The organism is Pseudomonas sp. PS01270, from assembly GCF_029959775.1.
GTDB lineage: Bacteria > Pseudomonadota > Gammaproteobacteria > Pseudomonadales > Pseudomonadaceae > Aquipseudomonas > Aquipseudomonas atacamensis.
Window position 1 is genome coordinate 41,414 of record NZ_JASCPT010000015.1, and the last position, 22,537, is coordinate 63,950.

At 60.5% G+C, this 22,537-nt stretch carries 22 protein-coding genes and 1 tRNA gene; 22 read left to right on the top strand and 1 reads right to left on the bottom strand.

Going from position 1 to position 22,537, the window contains the following annotated elements:
• Positions 1 to 66: 66 nt before the first annotated feature.
• The 17 genes from QMX86_RS07635 to vapC all read left to right on the top strand — a co-directional run bounded on the left by QMX86_RS07635 (position 67) and on the right by vapC (position 15,975).
• Positions 67 to 2,283, top strand: a complete 2,217-nt coding sequence (locus QMX86_RS07635; protein WP_071174107.1) for an AsmA family protein — start codon at positions 67 to 69, stop codon at positions 2,281 to 2,283.
• Positions 2,280 to 3,347, top strand: coding sequence for an A/G-specific adenine glycosylase (gene mutY / locus QMX86_RS07640; protein WP_122881258.1), 1,068 nt, complete (start codon positions 2,280 to 2,282; stop codon positions 3,345 to 3,347). The genes QMX86_RS07635 and mutY overlap by 4 nt, the downstream gene beginning before the upstream one ends.
• Complete coding sequence (locus QMX86_RS07645; RefSeq protein WP_016772129.1) at positions 3,344 to 3,616, top strand: oxidative damage protection protein; 273 nt, start codon at positions 3,344 to 3,346, stop codon at positions 3,614 to 3,616. The genes mutY and QMX86_RS07645 overlap by 4 nt, the downstream gene beginning before the upstream one ends.
• Positions 3,617 to 3,707: 91 nt before the next feature.
• A tRNA-Phe gene (locus tag QMX86_RS07650) sits at positions 3,708 to 3,783 on the top strand.
• A gap of 404 nt (positions 3,784 to 4,187) precedes the next feature.
• The gene (gene sbnA, locus QMX86_RS07655; RefSeq protein ID WP_282384487.1) at positions 4,188 to 5,162 is read left to right on the top strand and encodes a 2,3-diaminopropionate biosynthesis protein SbnA; all 975 of its coding nucleotides are present in this window, start codon (positions 4,188 to 4,190) and stop codon (positions 5,160 to 5,162) included.
• A gap of 5 nt (positions 5,163 to 5,167) precedes the next feature.
• Positions 5,168 to 6,199: a 2,3-diaminopropionate biosynthesis protein SbnB gene (gene sbnB / locus QMX86_RS07660; protein ID WP_151551232.1), complete on the top strand. Its 1,032-nt coding sequence runs from the start codon at positions 5,168 to 5,170 to the stop codon at positions 6,197 to 6,199.
• Entirely contained in the window at positions 6,193 to 7,974 is a 1,782-nt protein-coding gene (locus QMX86_RS07665; RefSeq protein WP_282384486.1) for an FAD/NAD(P)-binding domain-containing protein, read from the top strand. Before sbnB ends, QMX86_RS07665 begins: the two co-directional genes overlap by 7 nt.
• Positions 7,971 to 8,585: a glutathione S-transferase gene (locus QMX86_RS07670; RefSeq protein WP_122747948.1), complete on the top strand. Its 615-nt coding sequence runs from the start codon at positions 7,971 to 7,973 to the stop codon at positions 8,583 to 8,585. Before QMX86_RS07665 ends, QMX86_RS07670 begins: the two co-directional genes overlap by 4 nt.
• 15 nt (positions 8,586 to 8,600) lie before the next feature.
• Positions 8,601 to 10,025 (top strand): L-lactate permease, encoded by a 1,425-nt coding sequence (locus tag QMX86_RS07675; protein ID WP_282384485.1) that lies wholly within the window; start codon positions 8,601 to 8,603, stop codon positions 10,023 to 10,025.
• Positions 10,026 to 10,052: 27 nt separating this feature from the next.
• On the top strand, positions 10,053 to 11,531 hold the full coding sequence (locus tag QMX86_RS07680) for a PLP-dependent aminotransferase family protein (protein ID WP_282384484.1): 1,479 nt from the start codon (positions 10,053 to 10,055) through the stop codon (positions 11,529 to 11,531).
• A gap of 22 nt (positions 11,532 to 11,553) precedes the next feature.
• On the top strand, positions 11,554 to 11,898 hold the full coding sequence (locus QMX86_RS07685) for a hypothetical protein (RefSeq protein WP_282384483.1): 345 nt from the start codon (positions 11,554 to 11,556) through the stop codon (positions 11,896 to 11,898).
• A 280-nt stretch (positions 11,899 to 12,178) separates the two neighbouring features.
• Positions 12,179 to 13,237, top strand: coding sequence for a PDDEXK nuclease domain-containing protein (locus QMX86_RS07690; RefSeq protein WP_122611110.1), 1,059 nt, complete (start codon positions 12,179 to 12,181; stop codon positions 13,235 to 13,237).
• 106 nt (positions 13,238 to 13,343) lie between these two features.
• Positions 13,344 to 14,279 carry an alpha/beta fold hydrolase gene (locus tag QMX86_RS07695; RefSeq protein ID WP_282384482.1) on the top strand — a complete coding sequence of 312 codons (936 nt, stop codon included), beginning with the start codon at positions 13,344 to 13,346 and terminating at the stop codon, positions 14,277 to 14,279.
• Positions 14,280 to 14,308: 29 nt separating this feature from the next.
• Positions 14,309 to 14,722, top strand: coding sequence for a hypothetical protein (locus tag QMX86_RS07700; RefSeq protein ID WP_016772137.1), 414 nt, complete (start codon positions 14,309 to 14,311; stop codon positions 14,720 to 14,722).
• Positions 14,723 to 14,728: 6 nt separating this feature from the next.
• Positions 14,729 to 15,181, top strand: coding sequence for a hypothetical protein (locus QMX86_RS07705; RefSeq protein ID WP_016772138.1), 453 nt, complete (start codon positions 14,729 to 14,731; stop codon positions 15,179 to 15,181).
• Positions 15,182 to 15,346: 165 nt separating this feature from the next.
• Positions 15,347 to 15,577: a type II toxin-antitoxin system VapB family antitoxin gene (gene vapB, locus QMX86_RS07710; RefSeq protein WP_076565118.1), complete on the top strand. Its 231-nt coding sequence runs from the start codon at positions 15,347 to 15,349 to the stop codon at positions 15,575 to 15,577.
• Positions 15,577 to 15,975 (top strand): tRNA(fMet)-specific endonuclease VapC, encoded by a 399-nt coding sequence (gene vapC / locus QMX86_RS07715; RefSeq protein ID WP_016772140.1) that lies wholly within the window; start codon positions 15,577 to 15,579, stop codon positions 15,973 to 15,975. The genes vapB and vapC overlap by 1 nt, the downstream gene beginning before the upstream one ends.
• A 78-nt stretch (positions 15,976 to 16,053) precedes the next feature.
• Here the strand turns inward: vapC and gabP are convergent, their stop codons facing one another.
• The gene (gene gabP, locus QMX86_RS07720; protein ID WP_071174094.1) at positions 16,054 to 17,445 is read right to left on the bottom strand and encodes a GABA permease; all 1,392 of its coding nucleotides are present in this window, start codon (positions 17,443 to 17,445) and stop codon (positions 16,054 to 16,056) included.
• Between the two features lie 543 nt (positions 17,446 to 17,988).
• Here gabP and QMX86_RS07725 point away from each other — a divergent pair.
• The 5 genes from QMX86_RS07725 (at position 17,989) to QMX86_RS07745 (ending at position 22,203) form a co-directional block, all read left to right on the top strand.
• Positions 17,989 to 18,762 carry an ABC transporter ATP-binding protein gene (locus tag QMX86_RS07725; RefSeq protein ID WP_024011209.1) on the top strand — a complete coding sequence of 258 codons (774 nt, stop codon included), beginning with the start codon at positions 17,989 to 17,991 and terminating at the stop codon, positions 18,760 to 18,762.
• 13 nt (positions 18,763 to 18,775) lie between these two features.
• A complete protein-coding gene (locus QMX86_RS07730; RefSeq protein ID WP_282384481.1) occupies positions 18,776 to 19,528 on the top strand; it encodes an ABC transporter substrate-binding protein in 753 nt (250 codons plus the stop codon).
• A 77-nt stretch (positions 19,529 to 19,605) separates the two neighbouring features.
• Entirely contained in the window at positions 19,606 to 20,301 is a 696-nt protein-coding gene (locus QMX86_RS07735) for an ABC transporter permease (RefSeq protein WP_282384480.1), read from the top strand.
• On the top strand, positions 20,298 to 20,987 hold the full coding sequence (locus QMX86_RS07740) for an ABC transporter permease (RefSeq protein ID WP_073471551.1): 690 nt from the start codon (positions 20,298 to 20,300) through the stop codon (positions 20,985 to 20,987). The genes QMX86_RS07735 and QMX86_RS07740 overlap by 4 nt, the downstream gene beginning before the upstream one ends.
• Positions 20,968 to 22,203 (top strand): methyltransferase, encoded by a 1,236-nt coding sequence (locus QMX86_RS07745; protein WP_282384479.1) that lies wholly within the window; start codon positions 20,968 to 20,970, stop codon positions 22,201 to 22,203. Before QMX86_RS07740 ends, QMX86_RS07745 begins: the two co-directional genes overlap by 20 nt.
• The last annotated feature ends 334 nt before the right edge of the window (positions 22,204 to 22,537 follow it).

Genomic DNA, 22,537 nt, shown 5'->3' on the forward strand with positions numbered 1-22,537 from the left:
CCGGGTGCCGGCAGCGCTATACTCCCCGGCCATATGACCAATTCGACTAACTACAAGGACTCGCCCATGAAAGCGTTCGGCAAAATCCTGGGTCTGGTACTTCTCGGGCTGTTGCTGATCATTGTGGCGGCAGGTTTTGCCCTGACCCACCTCTTCGATCCCAACGACTACAAAGACGAGATCCGCCAGATAGCCCGCGACAAGGCCCACATCGAGCTGACGCTCAATGGCGATATCGGCTGGAGCCTGTTCCCGTGGCTTGGTCTGGAACTGCACGAAGCCAGCGTCGCCACCCTGGCCAAGCCTGCCGAACCGTTTGCCGACTTGCAGATGCTCGGCCTGTCCGTGCGCGTGCTGCCGTTGTTGCGCCGCGAAGTGCAGATGAGCGACGTGCGCGTCGAAGGCCTCAACCTGCGCCTGAACCGCGACAAGAACGGCCACGGCAATTGGGAAGACATCGGCAAGGTGCCTGTGGAGCCGGGCTCGACTCCACCCGCCACACCGGGCGCGACCGCCAGCGAGCCGACCGTCGCCGTGGAAAAACCGGCGCAACCGATCCGCCTCGACATCGACAGCCTGACCGTCAACAACGCCCGCGTTGAATACACCGATGAGCTGACCGGCAAGCAGTTCAGTGCCGAAAGCATTCAACTGAGCACCGGTCCGGTACACGATTCGACCAATATCCCGGTGAAAGCCACCGCGTTCCTTGGCACCAACCAACCGGTGCTGCGCGTGCGCACCGAGCTCAACGGCGAGCTGCGCTTCGAGCGCGCCTTGCAGCGCTACAAGTTCGAAGACCTGAAGCTGACCGGCGAACTCGCTGGCGATCCGCTGCAAGGCAAGACCATGACCTTCTCCGCGCAAGGCCAGTTATTGCTGGATAAAGCAGCGAACGTCGCCGAATGGACCGGCATCAAGATTTCCGCCAACCAGTTGCGCGCCCTGGGCGAGCTGAAAGCCAACGACCTCGACAAGACGCCACAGATCAGCGGCGGCATCTCCATTGCCCAGTTCGATCTGGCGAAATTCGTCGACAGCATCGGCCAGACATTGCCGGCGATGGGCGAAGGCAGCCTGAGCAAGGTCGAACTGGTCAGCCGCGTTGCGGCTACCCCGACCAGTCTGTCGTTCGACAACATCAACCTGAAACTCGATGACAGCAGCTTCAGCGGCCGCATCGCCATCGAGGACTTCGCCAAACAATCGCTGCGCGCGATTCTCAAGGCCGACACGTTCAACGTCGACCGCTACCTGCCACCGAAATCGGCTCAGGCCAACAACGCCACGCAAACCCGTCAGGCCGAAGTCGCCAGCACCGAGGCTGGCGCCGTCGCAGGCACCACGCCGCTGCCGGACAAACCGAGCAAAACCGCCTGGAGCACCGAGCGTCTGCTGCCGGTCGAACGCCTGGCCAAACTCGACGTCGATACCGACCTGACCTTCGGCCAACTGACCCTCGACAAACTGCCGATCCAGAACGCCGCGCTCAAAGCCACCGGCCAGGGCGGCTTGCTGACGCTGACTAACCTGAGCGGTGATCTGTACAACGGCGGCTTCGTCGCCAACGGCACACTCGACGTGCGCCCAAGCGCGCCGGTGCTCAACCTGCAGACCCGGCTCAACCGCGTGCCGGCGGAAAAAATCATCGAAAGCCAAGGCAAGAATCCGCCGGTCAAAGGTCTGGTAACGCTGACCAGCAGCCTCACCGGCAGCGGCAACAGCCAACAGGCGCTGATCGACACGCTCAACGGCAACGCCAGTTTCGTCATCAACAACGGCGTGCTGCTCAACGCCAACCTTGAACAGCAATTGTGCAAAGGCATCGCCACCCTCAATCGCAAATCCCTCAGCGGCGAGCCACGGGGCAAGGACACGCCGTTCGAAGAGCTCAAGGGCAACCTGACCGTGCGCAACGGCGTCGCCAGCAACCCCGACCTGAAAGTGCGCATCCCCGGCATGACCGTCAACGGTGACGGCGACATCGACCTGCGCGTGCTCGGCATGGACTACCGCGTCGGCATCATCGTCGAGGGCGACACCAGCGCCATGCCCGACCCGGCCTGTCAGGTCGGCGAGAAGTTCGTCGGCATCGAGTGGCCACTGCGTTGCCGTGGCCCGCTGGAACTGGGCGCCAAGGCCTGCCGTGTCGACAATGACCGTCTTGGTCAGGTCGCCAGCAAAATGGCCGGCAACAAACTCAGCGAAAAGATCGACGAGAAACTGGGCGACAAAGTCAGCCCGGAATTGAAAGACGCGTTGAAGGGGCTGTTCAAGCGATGACAGCGGAGCAATTTTCCACGGCGGTGCTGGAGTGGTTCGACCGCCATGGCCGCCACGACTTGCCTTGGCAGCAGGACATCAATCCGTATCGGGTCTGGGTGTCCGAGATCATGTTGCAGCAGACTCAGGTCAGCACCGTGCTCAACTATTTCGAGCGTTTCATGGCGGCGCTGCCAACAGTCCAAGCGCTGGCCGCAGCGCCGGAAGACGAGGTGCTGCACCTGTGGACCGGGTTGGGTTACTACACTCGCGCACGCAATCTGCAGAAGACCGCGAAGATCGTCGTCAGCCAGTACGCTGGCGAATTCCCGCGTGACGTGGAAAAACTCACCGAGCTGCCAGGCATCGGCCTGTCCACCGCCGGGGCGATCGCCAGCATCAGCATGGGCCTGCGCGCGCCAATCCTCGACGGCAACGTCAAACGCGTACTGGCGCGCTTCACCGCGCAAGAGGGCTACCCCGGCGAACCGAAAGTCGCCAAGCAGCTGTGGGCCAACGCCGAGCGCTTCACCCCGCACGATCGGGTCAACGCCTACACCCAGGCGATGATGGATCTTGGCGCCACACTCTGCACGCGCAGCAAGCCGAGCTGCCTGCTGTGCCCGCTCAAGCGTGGCTGTGAAGCGCACATGCTTGGCCTGGAAACCCGTTATCCGATTCCCAAGCCGCGCAAGGCCATCCCGCAGAAACGCACGCTGATGCCAATGCTGGCCAACGGCGAAGGTGCGATTCTGCTTTATCGCCGCCCGTCGACGGGACTGTGGGGCGGTTTGTGGAGCCTGCCGGAGCTGGATGATCTGGAAGATCTGCAACATCTGGCCGATCAGCACTCGCTGACCATGGGCCAGCAGCAGGCGCTGCCGACCCTGATTCACACCTTCAGCCATTTCCAGTTGTCCATCGAACCGTGGCTGGTTCAGGTGCAGGAGGCCAGCCATCACGTGGCCGAGGCCGACTGGCTCTGGTATAACCTCGCCACCCCGCCGCGCCTGGGCCTTGCTGCCCCGGTCAAGACCTTGCTCGAACGCGCGGCCGCCGTCTTGAATGCAGGAGAATCGCCATGACCCGCACCGTAATGTGCCGCAAGTACAAAGAAGAACTGCCCGCGCTGGAACGCGCCCCTTTCCCGGGTGCCAAGGGCCAGGACATTTTCGACCACGTCTCGGCCAAAGCCTGGGCCGACTGGCAGAAACACCAGACCCTGCTGATCAACGAAAAGCGCCTGAACATGATGAACGCCGAAGATCGCAAATACCTGCAGGGCGAAATGGACAAGTACTTCTCCGGCGAGGAATACGCCAAGGCCGAAGGCTACGTGCCGCCAGCCGAATAACCCGCAGATTTCGTAAGCGACGGAATTAATTTAAGAAATTTTCAAAAAGTCGTTGACGTAAATCCGAAAAACCCTTTTAATGCGCCCCGTTGCCCAGATAGCTCAGTCGGTAGAGCAGGGGATTGAAAATCCCCGTGTCGGCGGTTCGATTCCGTCTCTGGGCACCAAATACCGAAAACCCTGAATCGCAAGATTCAGGGTTTTTTTATGCCTGCGATTTGATCCCCCTCCTCTCTTCGTCCTTCGATACACCCGGATTCCAGCTGTACTGGAAAAAACCCGAAATCTGTATCTCTCCGCGCAGATGGCGTTTCGCCAATACTTCACGCAAGCCTTGGCGAGCCAATGACTGGCTCTACTTTGCGCCCCGCAACACTCTGGACTCCTGTAGCCCTCAGAGCGCAAAACCCTGATTTTTTGAATCGATCGGCGTCGCCCGCAAGGTCACTTCCTGTCCAGCAAAAAAATCTGAACCCAACCCACAGGCGAACTGCAGTTAGTGCTTTTCAAACATTCCAGGATGAATGCTGGCGCCCCCGTGCGCTCGGCAAAAGAGCGAAACGGACGACGTATGATCAAGCAACTCATCAATGAAAACAGTTATGTGCAGATCGGCGATCTTTGCAGCGCAACGATCCAGCTGAAAATCGAAGGACTGAATCCCGCCGGCTCCATCAAGCTGAAGACCGCGCACGCGCTGATCACTGATCTTGAAGTCCGAGGACTGATCAACCACAAGACGCGCCTCATCGAATCCTCATCGGGGAATCTGGGCGTTGCGCTGGCCATGGTCTGCGCCGCCAAGGGCTACCAGTTCGTTTGCGTAATCGACCCGAATATTTCCGCGCCGAACCGCAAGCTGATTCACGCCCTTGGCGCGCAAATGCTCATGGTCGATCAGCGTGACGAGAACGGCGGTTATCTGAATTCGCGGATTCGCCTGATCGAACAACTGGTCGCTGACAACACCGACTACATCTGGCTCAACCAGTACAAGAATCCGACCAACCCCCTCGCCCACTATCAAGCGACTGCCAGGTCCATCGCGCGCAAGTTTCCCCAGGTGGATTACCTGTTCGTCGGCGCGGGCACCACCGGCACGCTGATGGGCTGCAAGAACTACTTCGCCGAACATCATCCGCAGACCAAAGTCATTGCCGTCGATACCGTCGGCTCGGTGACGTTCGGCCTGCCGGGCGGCACGCGCCATATCCCGGGGCTCGGCACCAGCCGCCTGCCGGAGATATTCGAGTCGTCGGGCATTCACGACTTCCTGTCGATTCCCGAGGAACAGACGATCAAGGTCTGCCGTTGGCTGGCGCAACGCTACGGCCTGCTCTTCGGCGGCTCCACCGGCACTGTGCTCGCCGGCATCCGCCAGTGGGCGCCGCATATCCGGCCCGACGATGTCGTGGTGGCGATCTCCCCGGACATGGGTGAGCGCTATCTCGAAACCATCTATTCCGACGACTGGGTCACCCAGCGGATCGGCGCAACCGCACTGCAGCCCCTTTTCCCTGAAATCGCTCTGGCACTCTCGGCGTAATCCTCATGACCACACAGAATCCGATCCAGCCGTTCCACGTCATCCCCGGCGCTGTCGTCAAAGACATCCTCAACGGGCTGCGGCATGCAACCATCGACATGGTGGCGCAGACCTACCTGACCCACGAGCGTGGCGAAACCGTTAACCCCGACAGTTATTTCCTGCGTTTCCCTGCGCAACCGGCGAACCGGATCATTGCGCTGCCGGCGGCCATCGTCGACAGCGAGGGCGATCAATCCGTCTCCGGGATCAAGTGGATTGCCAGTTATCCCGACAACATCAAGTCAGGCATTCCGCGCGCATCTGCGGTGCTGATTCTCAACGATCCCGAGACCGGTTACCCCTACGCCCTGCTCGAAGGTGCGCTGATCAGTGCCGTGCGCACGGCGGCGTCGGCGGTATTGGGTGCCTGGTGGCTGAATGGCCAGAACCGCCACGCGGCGACACTTTCGATCATTGGTGGCGGGGTAATCTCAAGAAATATCCTCGAGACTTTCGTCGCCGACGACTGGTCCTTCGACAGCGTGGGCATTCACGATCTCAACGCGGAATCGGCGCAAGCCCTCGCGGAATTTGGTGAACAACTGGGCCTGCCGGATGTACGCCTGCTGTCGCTCGAAGAAGCACTGACTGCCGACATCGTGGTGTTCGCCACCAGCGCGGGCGAGCCGTACGTAAAAAGCCAGGGCACGTTCCGCTCGGGGCAGATTGTTCTGAACATCTCGCTGCGGGATATCGGCGCCGAAATCATCGAGGAAAGTTACAACTACTTCGACGACATCACCCATTGCCTGAAGGCCAATACCTCACCGCATCTGGCCGAGCAGCAATACGGCCATCGCGACTTTGTCACCGGCACAGTGGCGCAGCTGATTCGCGGTGACCTGCATGTCGCCCAGGACAAACCGCTGATCTATTCGCCATTCGGCATGGGCATTCTCGATCTCGCGATTGGCCGGATGATCCACGACATTGCGGTGGCGGCCGGTACGGCAATTGCCATCCCGTCGTTTTTTGGCGAGGAGCGCAGATGGTGAAGGCCCCTGTACACATCGGCCTGGTCGGCTGCGGTTCGCGCGGATTGTCGATATTCGAGCGCCTGTTGAGCCGCGCCGAGGAACGCCCGCAACAACCGATGGTCATCGACATCTTCGAGCCCAACGTGCTCGGCAGCGGCGCGCACTGGCCCGATCAACCGGACTACCTGTTGCTCAACACCGTCGCCGGTCAGCTCGGGGTATTTCCCGACGCAGCAGCGTTCGGTGATCTGACCGACGCCCGGGAACGGCCAGGGCCGGACTTTCTCGCGTGGTGCCGAGCACAGCGCGTCAAGGTTGACCCCGACAGCGGCCTGCTCGCCGCCGACGGTCGCGACGTCGAGCCGGAGGATTTTCTGCCACGGCACCTGCTCGGCGCTTATCTGGCCGACGCCTTCACGCGGATCCTCACGACCGCACCCGGCTGGGTCACGGTCAATCTGCATCGGCATCAGGTCACGGCGGTCGAGCGCAACGAGAACCAGCAATACCTTCTGCTAACCGCCGACGGCGCTGCGGTGACGGTGGATCGTCTGGTGCTGACCGTCGGCCACACCGGACGCCTGCGCCTGGCGGGGCAGAACCGGGTCGACAACGTTTACCCGCTGCCGGGCAGCCTCATCAACGTCGAGCCCGGCGAAACGGTGTTGATCGAAGGGTTGGGCCTGGGCGCCATGGACACCCTGGCGGCGCTGACGGCTGGCAGAGGCGGGATCTACAAACCCATGGCCGATGGCAGTCACACTTACCAGCCGTCGGGTCAGGAGCCGGTGATCTTCATTCAGTCGCGGGACGGGCTGCCTTTTCGTACTCGCCCCAACGGCTTGATTGGCTGCCGGCGCCACACCGCTGTGCTGCTGACGAGCGAGCGTATCGAGTCGTTGCGGCTCAACGCGCACAACCGCCGGCTGGATTTCGAACGGGACATTCTGCCGCTGATGCTGCTGGAGATGCGTGCCGCTGCGGTCGCCGTTCTGCATAAACCCTCAGCGCCACAACAGCTGCTTGAGCAGCTCAGAACCGTCAGCGTTGCCGGCCCAGCAGGTGTTGTCGCCTGCGAAGCTTTGCTGCGCGAGTTCGAAGCGATTGCCGGGGCAATCAATCCGCTGGAGCTGATCTGCCACGCACTGCCCGACAGCGTGACGCCGTACAACTATCACGCGTGGATTTACGACACCCTCGAAGCCGACTTGCATGAAGCACGCCTGGGGCGAGGCACGTCGCCGATCAAAGCCGCCATTGAAGTCTGGCGTGACTTGCGTGACCGGCTGCGTGAGGCGGTCGATTTCGACGGGCTCACCGAAGATTCGCATCGGCAGTTCTATGGCCGCTGGCACAAGGCGATCAATCGTCTGGTCGCCGGCCCGCAGAAGGAGCGCCACGCCGATCTGCTCGCGCTGTGTGATGCCGGTTTGCTGACCTTCCTCAAGCCGGGCTCACGCCCGGCTATCGAACACTTCAAGCGCGTCGCCGGTTACGTCCAGAGCAGCGGCGTCACCCACAGCGACTGCGCGCCGGTGCGTGATCTCGCGCGCCTGGGCCTTGTGCGTCCGCGCACCGATGTGCCGGGCATCGACGGCATCGATGTCGACGCGGCGTGCAACCCGAGGTCGAACAGCGGCGAAGCGGTGCATGACATCTGGGTGCTGGGACCGCTCGCCGAAGGCTCTTGTTATTACAACCACTACGTCACCTCGGCGGGCGCACCTTCGCGGCTGTTCATGGACGCCCATCGAGTCGCCACCGCCATCCTTGAGACAGGAACTCGCGCATGAAACTCTACTATCAGACGCATTCGCCGTACGCCCGCAAGGTACTGGTGCTGGCTCACGAACTTGGCATCGCATCGAGCCTTGAGGTGATACATCACGAGACCAGCCCGACTTCACCGAACGCGACCATTTACCAGGCCAACCCCTTGGGTAAAGTGCCGGTGCTGATGCTGCCCGACGACAGCGCACTGTTTGATTCAATCGTGATTTGCGAATACCTCGATGACCTGAGCGGTGGTGGAAAATTCATCCCGGCAAGCGGCCCCGAGCGCTACAAGGCGCTGCGCCTGCAGGCATTGGCGCAGGGCATGTGCGACGTCGGCATCAAGCTGCGCTGGGAAGTCGAGCGGCGCCCCGAGGCCCTGCGCTATCCAGCGTACGCCGAGGGTCAGGCGTACAAACTCAAGGAGGCGTATCGCTTCATCGAAGAGCACGTCGACCTCAATGGTCCGATCACCGTCGGCCACATCGCCTTGGCGACGGCGCTGGACTGGATCGCTTTCCGTCAACTCTCGGACTTCTCGGCGCAAGCACGCCTGAGCCAGTGGTATCAGACGTTCTGCCAGCGCGCGTCCATGCGGGCGACCGAGTACAGCGGACAGACGCACGATTAAGCCAAGGAAACCGCTATGAGCTCTCTCTTGCTGCAAATGTCACCGATCGCGCTGGTGATCGCGCTGATTCTGATCCTCCGGCGTCCGCCGGTACAAGCGGCGCTGGCCGGTGTCGTGCTGGTGCTGGTGCTGTGGGCGCTGGGCGCTGCCGGGCCGGTGTCGGCGGCGATCTCCTCGGCGATTTTTCAGGACACCACGATCCTGTTTCTCAGCACCGCATGCGTCATCGTCCCGGGGCTGGCCTTCGTCATTCTGGTCGAGCGCGGCGGTGCACCGCAGGCCATCGGCGCATGGGTCAAGGAACTCGGCTGGACACCCCCGGCGCAGGTGATTTTCATCGTGCTGGGCCTGGCGCCGCTGCTGGAAGCGATGACCGGCTTCGGCGTTTCGCTGATCGCCACGGTGCCGCTGCTGATGGGGCTTTTCACTCGCCAATCGGGGATGAAAATTGCCCTCGCCGGCATGGTCATCATGCCGTGGGGCACACTGGGTCTGGCAACGGTGATCGGTGCCCTGCTGGCGCATTTGCCGGCGCAAACCCTCGGCAGCCATTCGGCGCTGATCAGCGCGCCAGTGTTCCTCTGCCTGGCGTCGCTGGCCTTGTGGCAGGCCGGCATCCGCAAGATGACAGCGTGGCTGGGGCTGCTTGTCGTGACTGCCCTGTTCGTTGCCGTGCTGTTTGGCGTCAACCTGTGGCTCGGCCCGGAAGTTTCCGGTGTGCTGGCCGGGCTGGCCGTGGCTTGCGTTGGCCTGGGCATCTCCTGGGCGCAACGGAAAAAACTGGTGCGCTGGCCGAGCGCGGCATGGCCTTATCTGGCCTTGCTGGGAGTGATTGTGGCGTCGCGCGGACTGTTCGTGCTGTCGGGCTGGGATGGCCTGTGGGTTGTCAGGGGCGAACACGTTTCATGGAAGCCGCTGGCGTCTCCAGGGCTGGCGCTGCTGATCGTGACCGTGCTGATGGCGTTCAGGCAAACCGCGGACGCGGGTTTCCCGTGGCCAGCGCTGTTCAACCGGGCGAAGTTTCCGGTCACGACAATCTTCCTGTTCCTGCTGCTCTCCCAGGTGATGGTCAACGCCGGATTCCTTGTCGAGGCGCAAAGCGCGTTGCAATCCATGTCGGGTATTTCGCTGGCGCCGACGATCGCCCTGCTGGCGGGGATTGCCGGTTATGTCACCGGCTCCAACGTCGGCGGCAACACGCTGGTGATGCCGTCCATTGCCGCGCTGAGCAGCGAACACGGGGCGTGGCTGGCGGCAATGGTCAACAGCGCCGCCGGCCATGGCGCACTTGGCTCGCTGTCGATCCTGTCATTGATCACCGGACTTGCCGGTGCCAACCGCCAGGAAGAAAACAGCCTGATCCGCTTCGCCTTCGGTCTGGTGGCGCTGAACATCGTCATAGTTGCTGCAACGGGGATCGTTTTGCTCTACTTTCTGTGAATTGTTTCGAATCATCACAGAGAACTTATGGACAGGTTTGATTTGCCGGACAAGCGCTGGCGGATAGTCAAGGACTGGATTATTCGCCAGATCGACAGCGGTGACCTGGCGGCCGAAGCGAAACTGCCGTCAATCCGCGTTCTGGCGCGGATCTTCGAGACCAGCATCACCACGGTGCAGCGGGCGCTGGCCGACCTCGAGGCCGACGCCTACGTCACGACGGTGCCGCGCGTCGGCTACTTCGTCTCGGCGTCAGGACGGGCAAAACCGTCCGGCGCTTTCGATTTTTCCAGTGTCACCGTCAACGTCAATCATGCGGTGGTCGCGATGCTCTCCGAGGCGGCCTCGCGCACCACCGCATCGCTGAATTCGGCGGTTCTGCACAGCGATCTCACGCCCAACGTGTTGCTCAACAAATGCCTCTCGGTGCTGGCCGCCAGGACTGACAACGCACTGAGCGGTCTGGTCGCGCCACCCGGCCTCCCAGCGCTGCGACGGCGCATCGCCGGGCTGATGCTGACCCGCGGTGTAGTCTGCGGGCCGGACGATATTCTGGTGACGTCGGGCGACACCATCGCTCTGGAACTGGCCCTGGAAGCCGTCGCGTCGAAAGGCGCTACAGTCGCCATCGAAACCCCGACCTATTACGGCATCCTGCAGACCATCGAACGCCTGGGCATGCGCGCCCTGCCGATCCGCACCGACGGCCGCACGGGCCTGGATGTCGATCATCTGGAAGAAGCCCTGAAGCAAAAAAAGGTCGCGGTTATTTTTCTCAACCCGACGCTGCAGAATCCGCGTGGTTTCATCATGCCCGACGAAGCGCGCGCGCGACTTTCCAGAATCGCCCGCGAAGCGGATGTGCCGATCATCGAAGACGACATCTTCTTCGACCTGGTGCCCGAAGCTGATCGGCCGCGCGCCCTCAAGAGCTACGACAGCAGCGGCCAGACAATCTACTGCTCGTCGTTTTCGAAAACCATCGCGCCGGGTTATCGCGTCGGCTGGTGTCTGGCCGGCAAATACCGCAATGCCATCCTCGCGCAGATGTTTTCGCGCAACCTGGCCGTTTCCAGCCTGGCGCAAAATGTTCTCAATGAATTTATCGGCCGTGGCTACATGGACGAGCACTGCGCCAGATTGAGATCGCAACTGTCCTCGCTGGCGAGTTTTGTAGAAACGATGGTGCGCACGGATTTCCCGCTCGGGACCGTCTATGTGCCCCCGCGCGGCGGCTTCATCCACTGGATCGAAATGCCTGCAAACGCCGACATGCCGGCGCTGCAGCAACTGGCCACGGAGCGCGGTTGTCACGTGGCTGGCAGCGGCATCTTTTTCGCCGACGGCCAGGCTTCCACAGGCGTGCGCATCTGCCTTGGCACTGCGCTGACGCCGGCGGTGATCGGCATTCTCAAGGTGATCGCTGAATGCGCCCACCTTGCCGCACGCCCGACGAACCTGCGGCAGATGCCGACTGAACAATTGCAAGAGCCGGCAGTTTCCTGACCGGCTTGCGCGAGCCCTGCTTATGAATCAGAAAAGAACCCGTATTCGCTTGCCGCATCCCCCGCCGTATCGCCCGAGCCGCTGGACATTTTGGCTTACCGTGCTCGCTGGCGTGCTGATTGCCTTAGCCGTGTGTCTTTCGATCTACATGCTTATCGAAAGCTGGATCAGCGGTTCCATCACCACCAACAATCGTGGACCGCGCAGCACCTACACCTTGGCACTGCAACCTCGGCGATACTGGTTCGAGTTCGTTTGGCAGAGCTTCTGGACCGCGTTCATGTTGGCCATCGGTGTGTTCGGGCTGTGGATTTATCGCAAAGGACGGATGCGTAAGCAGAGGCCGAAGGGCAAGCGCTCGCGATGATGCAACTGAGGTGCTTTTTTGAAGCAGCCTCTTACCTGCAGGTTCCTCTCCTTCCAGCGCAACACCAGATCGCTCACTGCAGCGCCGCCAACTCTGCGGCGATTGACTGGGCAAAAGTACGAAATGGACTACGGACATTTAGCCTGTTCCGCGCCTTCCGGTGGCAAAGTCCTGCAACGCCTGTCCCGCCCTTCCTTCCGAACTCGCAGGTTCGCCCGACATACCTGCGCCGCCTTCCCCGGCATGCTTGCGTCTCTGTTTCCAGAATGCGGAAGAACCGATGAGCCAGCTCAAACCTGCTGATACGCAAGACCATAAAATCGATTCACTGCTGGGCGAACTGGGCGAGCTGATTCGCCAGGCGCGGCAAAAAGTGCTACGCGCGGTCGATACGATCCAGGTGCAGACCTGTTGGCAAATCGGCCGGCATATCGTCGAGTTTGAACAACAGGGAGCCCAACGTGCGGGATATGGGAAAAAATTGATTGGCCTACTGGCTAAGGATCTGACCGGGCAATTCGGGAAAGGGTTTGATGAAACCAATTTGTGGAAGATGCGCCTGTTTTATCAAAAATTTCCAATTCGAGACGCACTGCGTCCCGAATTGAGCTGGACCCACTACCGCCGGCTACTGCGGGTCGAAAGCGAGAAAGCGCGCCTGTGGTACATGAACGAATGCGCCGACCTCAACTGGTCAAGCCGCGCCCTTGATCGTCAGATCCTGACGCTCTACTACGAGCGCCTGCTGATGAGCCCGGACAAAGCCGAGGTGGTCGAGGAAGCCACGACCAACATCGACGCGATGAAATGCAATCCGCGGGAATTCATTCGCGATCCGGTCATGCTCGAATTCCTCGGCCTGCCCTCGGCAGGCAAAGTCAGGGAAAGCGGACTCGAACAAGCCCTCATCGATCACTTGCAAAGCTTTCTGCTTGAACTTGGCAAAGGCTTTTCCTTTGTCGCCCGCCAACAACGCATCAGCACTGACGGCGTCGACCTCTATATCGATCTGGTGTTCTACAACTACCTGCTCAAGTGCTTCGTGATCATCGACCTGAAACGCGGCAAGCTCAGCGCCCGCGATGTCGGGCAGATGGACATGTATGTGCGCATGTACGACGAGCTCAAGCGCAGCGAAGGTGACAAGCCAACCGTCGGTATCATTCTGAGCGCGGAAAGCAATGACTCGGTGGCGCGCTATTCCATGCTCAAAGGCAATGAGCAACTGTTCGCCAGCAGCTACAAGACGATACTGCCGAGCGAAGAAGAGTTACGTGCTGAACTCAACCGCGAACAGGCGTTGATCGAAGAACGCATGCTCATTCAATCCAGTGAATGAACCGGCCGGATTGTTCTTGATCAGCGCGGCGACTATGGTTGGCACCTAACCGCCGAGGTCAAGCGCCATAGGCAGCAAGCCCCCATTCGAGTTGGAAGACGCAGAGTTGAGCCAACCAGTTTTGAATGCAGCTGAAGGCACGTCCTTCAAGGAAACTGCCGACGACGGCTACGCACTCGGCGGCTTCACCTGGCGCCACAGTTCGCCCGATCCACAGCGCCCGGTGGTCATCATCAACGCCGCCACCTCGGTGCGCTGTCGGCACTATTCACGGTTCGCGGCCTACCTGTTCAGCCATGGCTGCGATGTGATGACATACGATTACCGGGGCATTGGCGAATCACGCAGCGAATCGATCAAAGGGCTGCGCGCTTCGTGGACTGACTGGGGCGCGCTGGATTTCGAAGCGATGCTCAAACGCGCGCAGCAGGAGTTTCCCGGTCAGCCAATCGATGTGGTCGCCCATAGTTTCGGCGGATGCGCGGCGGGCCTGGCCGAGTCGGGCAACGTGATCCGACGATTGGTAAGTGTCGGTGCGCAGTTCGCTTACTGGCGCGATTACGCGCCTCAACATCGCTGGCGGATGTTCGGCAAGTGGCATGTGGTCATGCCTTTGATGACGCTGCTCTGCGGCTATTTCCCCGGCAAACGGCTGGGTTGGCTGGAGGACACGCCAACCGGCGTAGTTTGCGACTGGAGCACACCCACCGCGCGTTACGAGCAACGCCCAAGCGGTCGCGCACTGATGAAAAAGGCGGGCGCCCCGCCGTTCGCCAAGGTCCGCGCGCAGACTCTGGCCATCAGCCTCAGCGATGATCCTTACGGCACGATCCCGGCGATCGAACGCCTGCTCGGCTACTTCAGCAACGCGGCAAAAACCCATCTGCGCATTGCGCCGCAGGACATCGGCGAACGACAAGTCGGACATTTCGGCTTTTTTCGCAGCGCATACCAAGCCACACTATGGCCCATTGCTCTGACCTGGCTGCAGACCGGCGCACTGGCCGCCGATACACCCGGCCGACAAGTGCCACGCAGCTGAGCCCCTCTCAACGCACGACGGAACACATCATGGCCTCCGCCAACAAGCAGCAAAAACGCGCCACCCGGGCCAAAGCCAAGGCCAAGCAGAACCGCACCAAGCGTGCCGAAGCGCCGGTCGAGCTCGACCCGAACGACGACCGCATCGATTTCGAATCGGTGGACCTGACCGAGCTGTTCAAGAAAATGATCGACGCCGAGAAGATCAGCCAACAGGCCATGTGCACCGCGTTCCTTGAAGATCCGCTGCTGGAACTGGTCTATGAGCAGGAAGGTGAGGAAGGCGCGATGGATTTCATCCTCGCCGCGCTGATCGAGTATCGCCAGTGGTCGCAGGAAACCGACGAGGCTGGCGCATTGGCGTGGATCGAATCCCCGGCCTTCCAGGCTGACTATGTAGCGGCATCCGACGCGATCGCTGCACAAACCCAACAGAAGAACTGAGCTCCCATGGCATCCCTGAACAAGCAACAGAAACGCGCCAAACGCGCCAAGGCCAAAGCCAAGCAGATCCGCATGGTCGGGCGCAAACCGCTGGATCAGGACGAAGACCTCGGCCACCTCGCCGAGCCGATCCCGGAATACACCCTGGCGATGTTCAGCAAAATGCGCGACGCCGAAGCCGTCAGCCGCAACGAAATGCTGCTGACCCTGCTGCGCGAACTGGCCTTCATCATCGTCGACCATCCTGAACTGCTCGACATGGAAAACGCCGACAACGAAGGCATGGCCGCCACCCACCTGGCCGCCGATATGCTCATCGACTACCGCATGTGGGCCGACGGCATGACCATCGAACAGGCCCAGGCCTGGCTGAGCGAGCCGCAGTTCATTACGGATTTCGGCGTGGCGCTGGATGCTTATGGCAAGTCGGTAGAGCCCCAGGAAGACAAGAGCGAATAAGCCCTTCTCAGAAACAAAAAACGGCCGCTAGTCATCCCTGACAGCGGCCGTTTTTGTTTGGATGACCTAGCTACTCTTTGTCCGGTGACGATGTATATCCCATTGACATATCCCCAGCACGATCTATCCTGAGCTAATCACAGGAACAGACCCGGGAGCTCGAATATGGAGCAGACCACAATTTTCATGAGCAACAGAAGTCAGGCAGTCCGACTGCCAAAGGCAGTTGCGATGCCCGCCGACGTTAAACGAGTGGAAGTCATCGCGATTGGCAGAACACGCGTCATTACGCCTGCTGGAGAAAGCTGGGATAGCTGGTTTGATGGCGACAGCGTCAGCCCTGATTTCATGGCTAACCGTGAGCAACCCACTGAACAGGAGCGCGAGTCGTTCTGATGATCAAGTACATGCTGGATACAAATATCTGCATCTTCACCATCAAGAACAAACCACAAATTGTCCGGGAAGCCTTCAATCGACATTCCGGGCAGTTGTGCATCAGCGCTATCACGCTTATGGAGCTTATTTACGGTGCTGAAAAGTCGGCGGCCCCGGAGAAAAATCTGGCAATTGTTGAAGGATTTGTCGCGCGACTGGATGTCTTGCCTTTCGATAACGACGCAGCCGCACAGGCCGGGATGGTTCGATCTGAACTCGCGAAGGCTGGAACGCCGATCGGGCCATACGACCAAATGATCGCTGGCCACGCACGCTCACTTGGACTCATTGTAGTGACGAACAACGTACGGGAGTTTCAACGCGTTTCCGGTTTGCGAATCGAGGACTGGGTTTAACCTGACTGGAAAGCTCAGAAACAAAAACGGCCGCTAGTCATCCCTGACAGCGGCCGTTTTTACATCACGCGTTACGACTCAGTTCAACACCACCGCACCACGCTTCTCCAGCTTGCGACGGCGCGACACCAGCAGACCAGCCGCTACCACCATAACGCTCAGCAGACCGGTGGCGAGGATTTCCACGCGGTGGGCTTCCTGGAACAGCATGATGGTCAGCGCGGCGACGATGAAGATGATCACCGCCCAGGTCAGACCCGGGAACAGCCACATGCTGAAGACGATCTTCTCGCCGCGCGCCATGCGCTGTTTGCGCATGCGCAGTTGCGAGAAGGCGATCACCAGGTACACCAGCAGGGCGATGGCGCCGGAGCTGGCCAGGAGGAACTCGAACACCGCTGCCGGAGCCACATAGTTGGCGAAGGTGCAGAGGAACGCAGCGCCGGTGGACAGCATCACCGCCCAGTAAGGCGTGCCGCTCTTGTTGGTGCGGGTCGACATGGCCGGGGCATCGCCGCGCTTGCCGAGGGAGAACAGCATGCGCGACGAGGTGTACAGCGCCGAGTTCAGGCAACTGGTCACCGCCACCAGTACGACGATGTCGACGATCATCTTCGCGTTGGGAATGCCCATGCGCTCAAGCACGGTCTGGTAGGAACCGAGGTTGGCCAGGGTAGGATCGTTCCACGGCACCAGCGCCACCACGATGAAAATCGAAACCAGATAGAACAGGCCGATCCGCCAGATCACCGAGTTGGTCGCCTTGGAGATCTGCTTGCCTGGGTCCTTCGATTCCGCCGCCGCGATGGTGACGATCTCGGTGCCCATGAACGAGAACATGGTGGTCAGTATCGCGCCCAGCACAGCGCCCATGCCGTTGGGCAGGAAGCCGCCACTGTCGAACAGATGCGACACACCGCTGACCTGACTGGTCGGCAGGAAACCGAAAATCGCCGCCAGACCGAGGCCGATGAAGCCGATGATCGCCAGCACCTTGATCAGGGCGAACCAGAACTCGAACTCGCCGTAGTTCTTCACGCTGAACAGGTTGGTCACGGTCAGCAGCATGGTGATGACCAGCGCGAAAGCCCAGATGTCCACGCCCGGAAACCACGCGTGCAGGATGGTTGCGGCGGCGTTGGCTTCCAGCGGAATCACCAGCACCCAGAACCACCAGTACAACCAGCCGATGGTGAAACCGGCCCAGTGACCGATCGCGCGGTCAGCGTAAGTCGAGAACGAACCGGTGTCCGGCGAAGCCACGGCCATTTCGCCGAGCATGCGCATCACCAACACCACCAACGTACCGGCGGCGGCGTAAGCCAGCAGCACGGCCGGGCCGGCGGCAGCAATGGCGTGGCCGGAGCCGACAAACAGACCGGCGCCGATCACACCGGCGATCGACAACATGGTCACATGACGCGGTTTGAGCCCCTGTTCGAGGCCAGTGGAGCTTGGGGTACTGCTCATAGAGACTACCTTTGCAAGGAAAGCGAGTGCGTCCGGCGCGTCTGTAAATTCTTTCTCGTAAAAAGAATCCAACGGCCTGTTCCTTATTCTGCACGCAATATTTGCGCCAAAATGTTTCAAGTCCTTGAGTGCCGGGGGCTTCGGCATCCGATGCAAGTCATTGAGTTTAATGGCTATTCGCCAGAACGTTACCCGGCGACTCACTTTCAAGCCGAATCCGCGCACCAGAAACGCACAGAAAAAGTGTGCGGCGCACAGAAAAAGGGCGAATAAGGAACGTTCGGCCGGATAGCGCTTCCAACACCCCGCCAAAGCTGGCAACATCGCGCCTTTTTTTACGCGGCACCCACGGGTTTGCATGATCAAACACCCGTTCGGTTGTTGATGGGGCGACAGTCTGCTGCGCCGATGCGACAACCCGCCACATGCCACCCGTTTACCGCTCGTAGCGCTGTTGGCTGCCATTGAAACGCTATGCTAGCTTGGCCGCCTCGCCAGAAAGGCCCGCCAACAGCAGGAGCGCAACATATATGAGGAACGCACATGGCTGAGGCCACGCCCGCGCTTGAAATCCGCAACTTGCACAAACGCTACGGACAGCTGGAGGTGCTCAAAGGCATCTCGCTGACCGCCCGCGACGGCGACGTGATCTCGATCCTCGGCTCTTCCGGTTCCGGCAAGTCCACGTTCCTGCGCTGCATCAACCTGTTGGAAAATCCGCATCAGGGCCAGATCCTCGTGGCCGGTGAAGAACTCAAGCTCAAGGCCGCGAAGAACGGCGAACTGGTCGCCGCCGACGGCAAACAGATCAATCGCCTGCGCTCGGAGATTGGTTTTGTATTTCAAAACTTTAATCTGTGGCCACACATGAGCGTGCTCGACAACGTCATAGAGGCCCCGCGCCGCGTGCTCGGCCAGAGCAAGGCCGAGGCCATCGAAGTCGCCGAAGCGTTGCTGGCCAAGGTCGGCATCGCTGACAAGCGCCACGCCTATCCGGCGCAATTGTCCGGCGGCCAGCAACAACGCGCCGCCATCGCCCGCACGCTGGCGATGCAGCCGAAGGTGATCCTGTTCGACGAACCCACCTCCGCGCTTGACCCGGAAATGGTTCAGGAAGTACTTAGTGTCATCCGCGCATTGGCCGAAGAAGGCCGCACCATGCTGCTCGTGACCCACGAAATGGGCTTCGCCCGCCAAGTCTCCAGCGAAGTGGTGTTCCTTCATCAGGGCCTTATAGAAGAGCAAGGATCGCCACAGCAGGTGTTCGACAACCCGCTTTCGGCGCGCTGCAAACAATTCATGTCCAGCAACCGCTAACGGAGCAACATGCATGCAGAATTTCAAGAAGGTCTTCCTGGCCGCCGCCGTCACCCTCGCATTCAGCGCCGGTGCCATGGCTGAAACCCTGAAGATGGGCATCGAAGCGGCCTACCCGCCGTTCAACAATAAAGACGCCAGCGGCCAGGTGGTCGGCTTCGACAAGGAAATCGGCGACGCCCTGTGCGCGAAGATGAAAGCCGAATGCTCCGTCGTCACCTCTGACTGGGACGGCATCATTCCGGCGCTGAACGCGAAGAAGTTCGACTTCCTGATCTCCTCGCTGTCGATCACCGAAGAGCGCAAAGCGGCGGTGGACTTTACCGACCCGTACTACTCGAACAAATTGCAGTTCATCGCGCTGAAAAGCGTCGACTTCAAGACCGACAAGGACTCGCTCAAGGGCAAGACCATCGGCACCCAGCGCGCAACGCTGGCCGGCACCTGGCTGCAAGACACCTACGGCGGCGACATCAAGGTCAGCCTCTACGACACCCAGGAAAACGCCTACCTCGACCTGACTTCCGGTCGCGTCGACGCGATCCTCGCCGACAAGTACGCCAACTATGACTGGCTGAAAACCGACGCCGGCAAGAACTACGAGTTCAAGGGCGACCCGGTGGTGGAAAGCGACAAGATCGGCATCGCCGTGCGCAAGGGTGACAACGAGCTGCGCAACAAGCTGAACGCAGCCCTGAAGGAAATCGTCGCTGACGGTACCTACAAGAAAATCAACGACAAGTACTTCCCGTTCAGCATCTATTGATCTGACCTGTGGGACCGGCGCCGTGATCAAGCGGCACCGGCTCCCGACTTTGCCTGCCGCAATTTGAACAGAAACCCATGATTATCGACCTCTACGGATTCGGCCCGGCGCTCGCCGCTGGTGCGCTGATGACCGTCCAACTGGCCCTCACTGCCCTGTGCCTGGGCCTGGTGCTCGGCCTGCTCGGCGCCTTGGCCAAGACTTCCCCGTACAAGCCGCTGCAATGGCTTGGCGGCACTTATTCGACGCTGGTACGCGGCGTACCGGAATTGCTCTGGGTGCTGTTGATCTACTTCGGTACGGTCAACCTGATGCGCAGCCTCGGTGAGTACTTCGGCAACCCCGACCTGCAACTCAACGCCTTTGCCGCCGGTGTGATCGCACTGGGCCTGTGCTTCGGTGCGTACGCCACGGAAGTGTTTCGTGGCGCCCTGCTGGCCATCCCCAAGGGCCACCGTGAAGCCGGCCAGGCCCTGGGCCTGTCGAAGTGGCGGATTTTCACCCGGTTGATCATGCCGCAGATGTGGCGCATCGCCCTGCCTGGCCTGGGCAACCTGTTCATGATCCTGATGAAAGACACCGCGCTGGTATCGGTCATCGGTCTGGAAGAAATCATGCGTCACGCGCAGATCGGTGTGACCGTGTCGAAACAACCGTTCACCTTCTATATGGTCGCGGCAATCATGTACCTCGGCCTGACGGTGCTGGCGATGACCGGCATGCACTTGCTGGAAAAACGCGCCGCCCGCGGCTTTGCGAGGAGCGCGCAATGAACTGGGAAGTCATCATCAAGTGGCTGCCGAAACTGGCACAGGGCGCGACGCTGACGCTGGAACTGGTCGCCATCGCGGTCATCGCCGGCCTGCTGCTCGCCATTCCGCTGGGCATCGCGCGCTCTTCGAAGCGTTGGTACGTGCGTTCGCTGCCCTACGCCTACATCTTCTTTTTCCGCGGCACACCGCTGCTGGTGCAGCTGTTCCTGGTCTATTACGGCCTGGCGCAGTTCGACGCGGTGCGTGAAAGCGCTTTGTGGCCGTACCTGCGCGATCCGTTCTGGTGCGCGACCGTGACCATGACACTGCATACGGCGGCGTACATCGCCGAAATTCTGCGTGGAGCCATTCAGGCAATTCCACACGGTGAAATCGAAGCTGCGCGGGCCTTGGGCATGTCCAGGCCCAAAGCGATGTTCTACATCATCCTGCCCCGTGCCGCGCGCATCGGCCTGCCGGCCTATAGCAACGAGGTGATCCTGATGCTTAAGGCCAGCGCTCTGGCCAGCACCGTGACCCTGCTGGAACTGACCGGCATGGCCCGCACGATCATCGCCCGCACTTATCTGCCGGTTGAGATCTTCTTCGCCGCCGGTGTGTTCTATCTGGTCATGGCTTACGTGCTGGTACGCGGCTTCAAGCTGCTGGAGCGCTGGCTGCGCGTCGATGCCTGCCAAGGCCGCTGATACTTCCCACGTGCTGACGGGCGAGGCTCTACTCGCCCGCTTCACCGCGCTGGATGCTTTCTTGATTAAGCATCAGGCGCTGTGGAAACCACGTCCGTTCACCCATCTTTTGCTTGCCTGGGAAGCTTCTTATCCCGAACTGTCTGCGTGGCTACGCGGGCGATCGCTGGAAGATGCAGAACGCGCGCATAACCATCCTGCTGATCTTGTCGATGCGCCAGAGCCGTTCGCTTCATTGGCGAAGTTGTCGGCAGAGTTGAGTGCGGTCGGTGGGTTGCCGGGGCGTGCGCTTGAAGCTGCCGGGCATCGCTTGAATGTCGATGTGCCTGGGCGCAAGTGGCAGCAGATCGAGGCGTTTGCCGGTCGCCTATCCTTTGCCTCGCAGCCGACGCATTGGCTGGACTGGTGCTCCGGCAAAGGGCATCTGGGACGGCGCCTGTTGGGTGCCGGGCAACAATTGACTTGCGTTGAATACGATCCGGTGCTGGTCGCCAGCGGTCAGGCCTTGAGTCAGCGTCATCATCTGCACGCTTTGCATGTCGAACAGGATGTACTCGCGGCAGACGCCCCGGCCGTATTGAACGCCGCCCACACCCCCGTTGCCCTCCACGCTTGCGGTGATCTGCACGTGCGCTTGATGCATTTGGCCAGTGCTGCCGGCTGCCAGCAAATGGCGATCGCGCCCTGCTGCTACAACCGCATCAGTCGCAACGAATATCACGCCTTGTCCTGCGCAGGATCGGCATCGCTTCTACAGCTCTCGCTGGAAGATCTGTCGCTGCCGATGAGCGAAACCGTCACCGCCGGTGCGCGCGTCCGACGTCAGCGCGACACCTCGATGGCTCGTCGCCTGGCTTTCGACCTGCTGCAACGGCAAGTGCGCGGCGTCGATGAATACCTGCCAACGCCCTCCCTGCCCAGCGCCTGGCTGGATAAACCGTTTGCGGACTATTGTCTCGATCTGGCAGCACTGAAGGAGTTATCCACAGTCGGCTCGCCAGACTGGTCGACACTCGAAGCCGCCGGTTGGCAGCGGTTGGCCGAAGTGCGCAACCTGGAATTGCTCCGCGGTTTGTTCCGACGACCGCTGGAGCTTTGGCTGAATCTGGATCGGGCACTTTTCCTCGCAGACCAGGGATACGTCGCACGCCTCGGCACCTTTTGCGACACCTCACTCACACCGCGTAACTTACTGCTGCTCGCCGAACGCGCTTAAAACGTTACGGCCTGTGGATAACTCTGTTGATGGATTTTCCATGGATCCAATATCTGCGCCTGTTTCGTCGACTTAACAACACTGGTCATTTTTTGTTCACATAAATAAAAACCGGCAAAACAGGGATTTGCGAACAAGATGAGAATGGCTTCACAAAACGTCGCCCAAGCAGTGCTCGCGCCTCTCAGTTGTGCATAAGCTGCCAATCAAAACGACATAACCGACGAATATTGGGCTGGCCGAGTGAATAACTGCAGGGTCTCGAAAGCCCAGACTCAACCGTACGCCCTGCATAAATGCCTTACTGCGCTTGAGGTACAAAAGCTGCGCATTA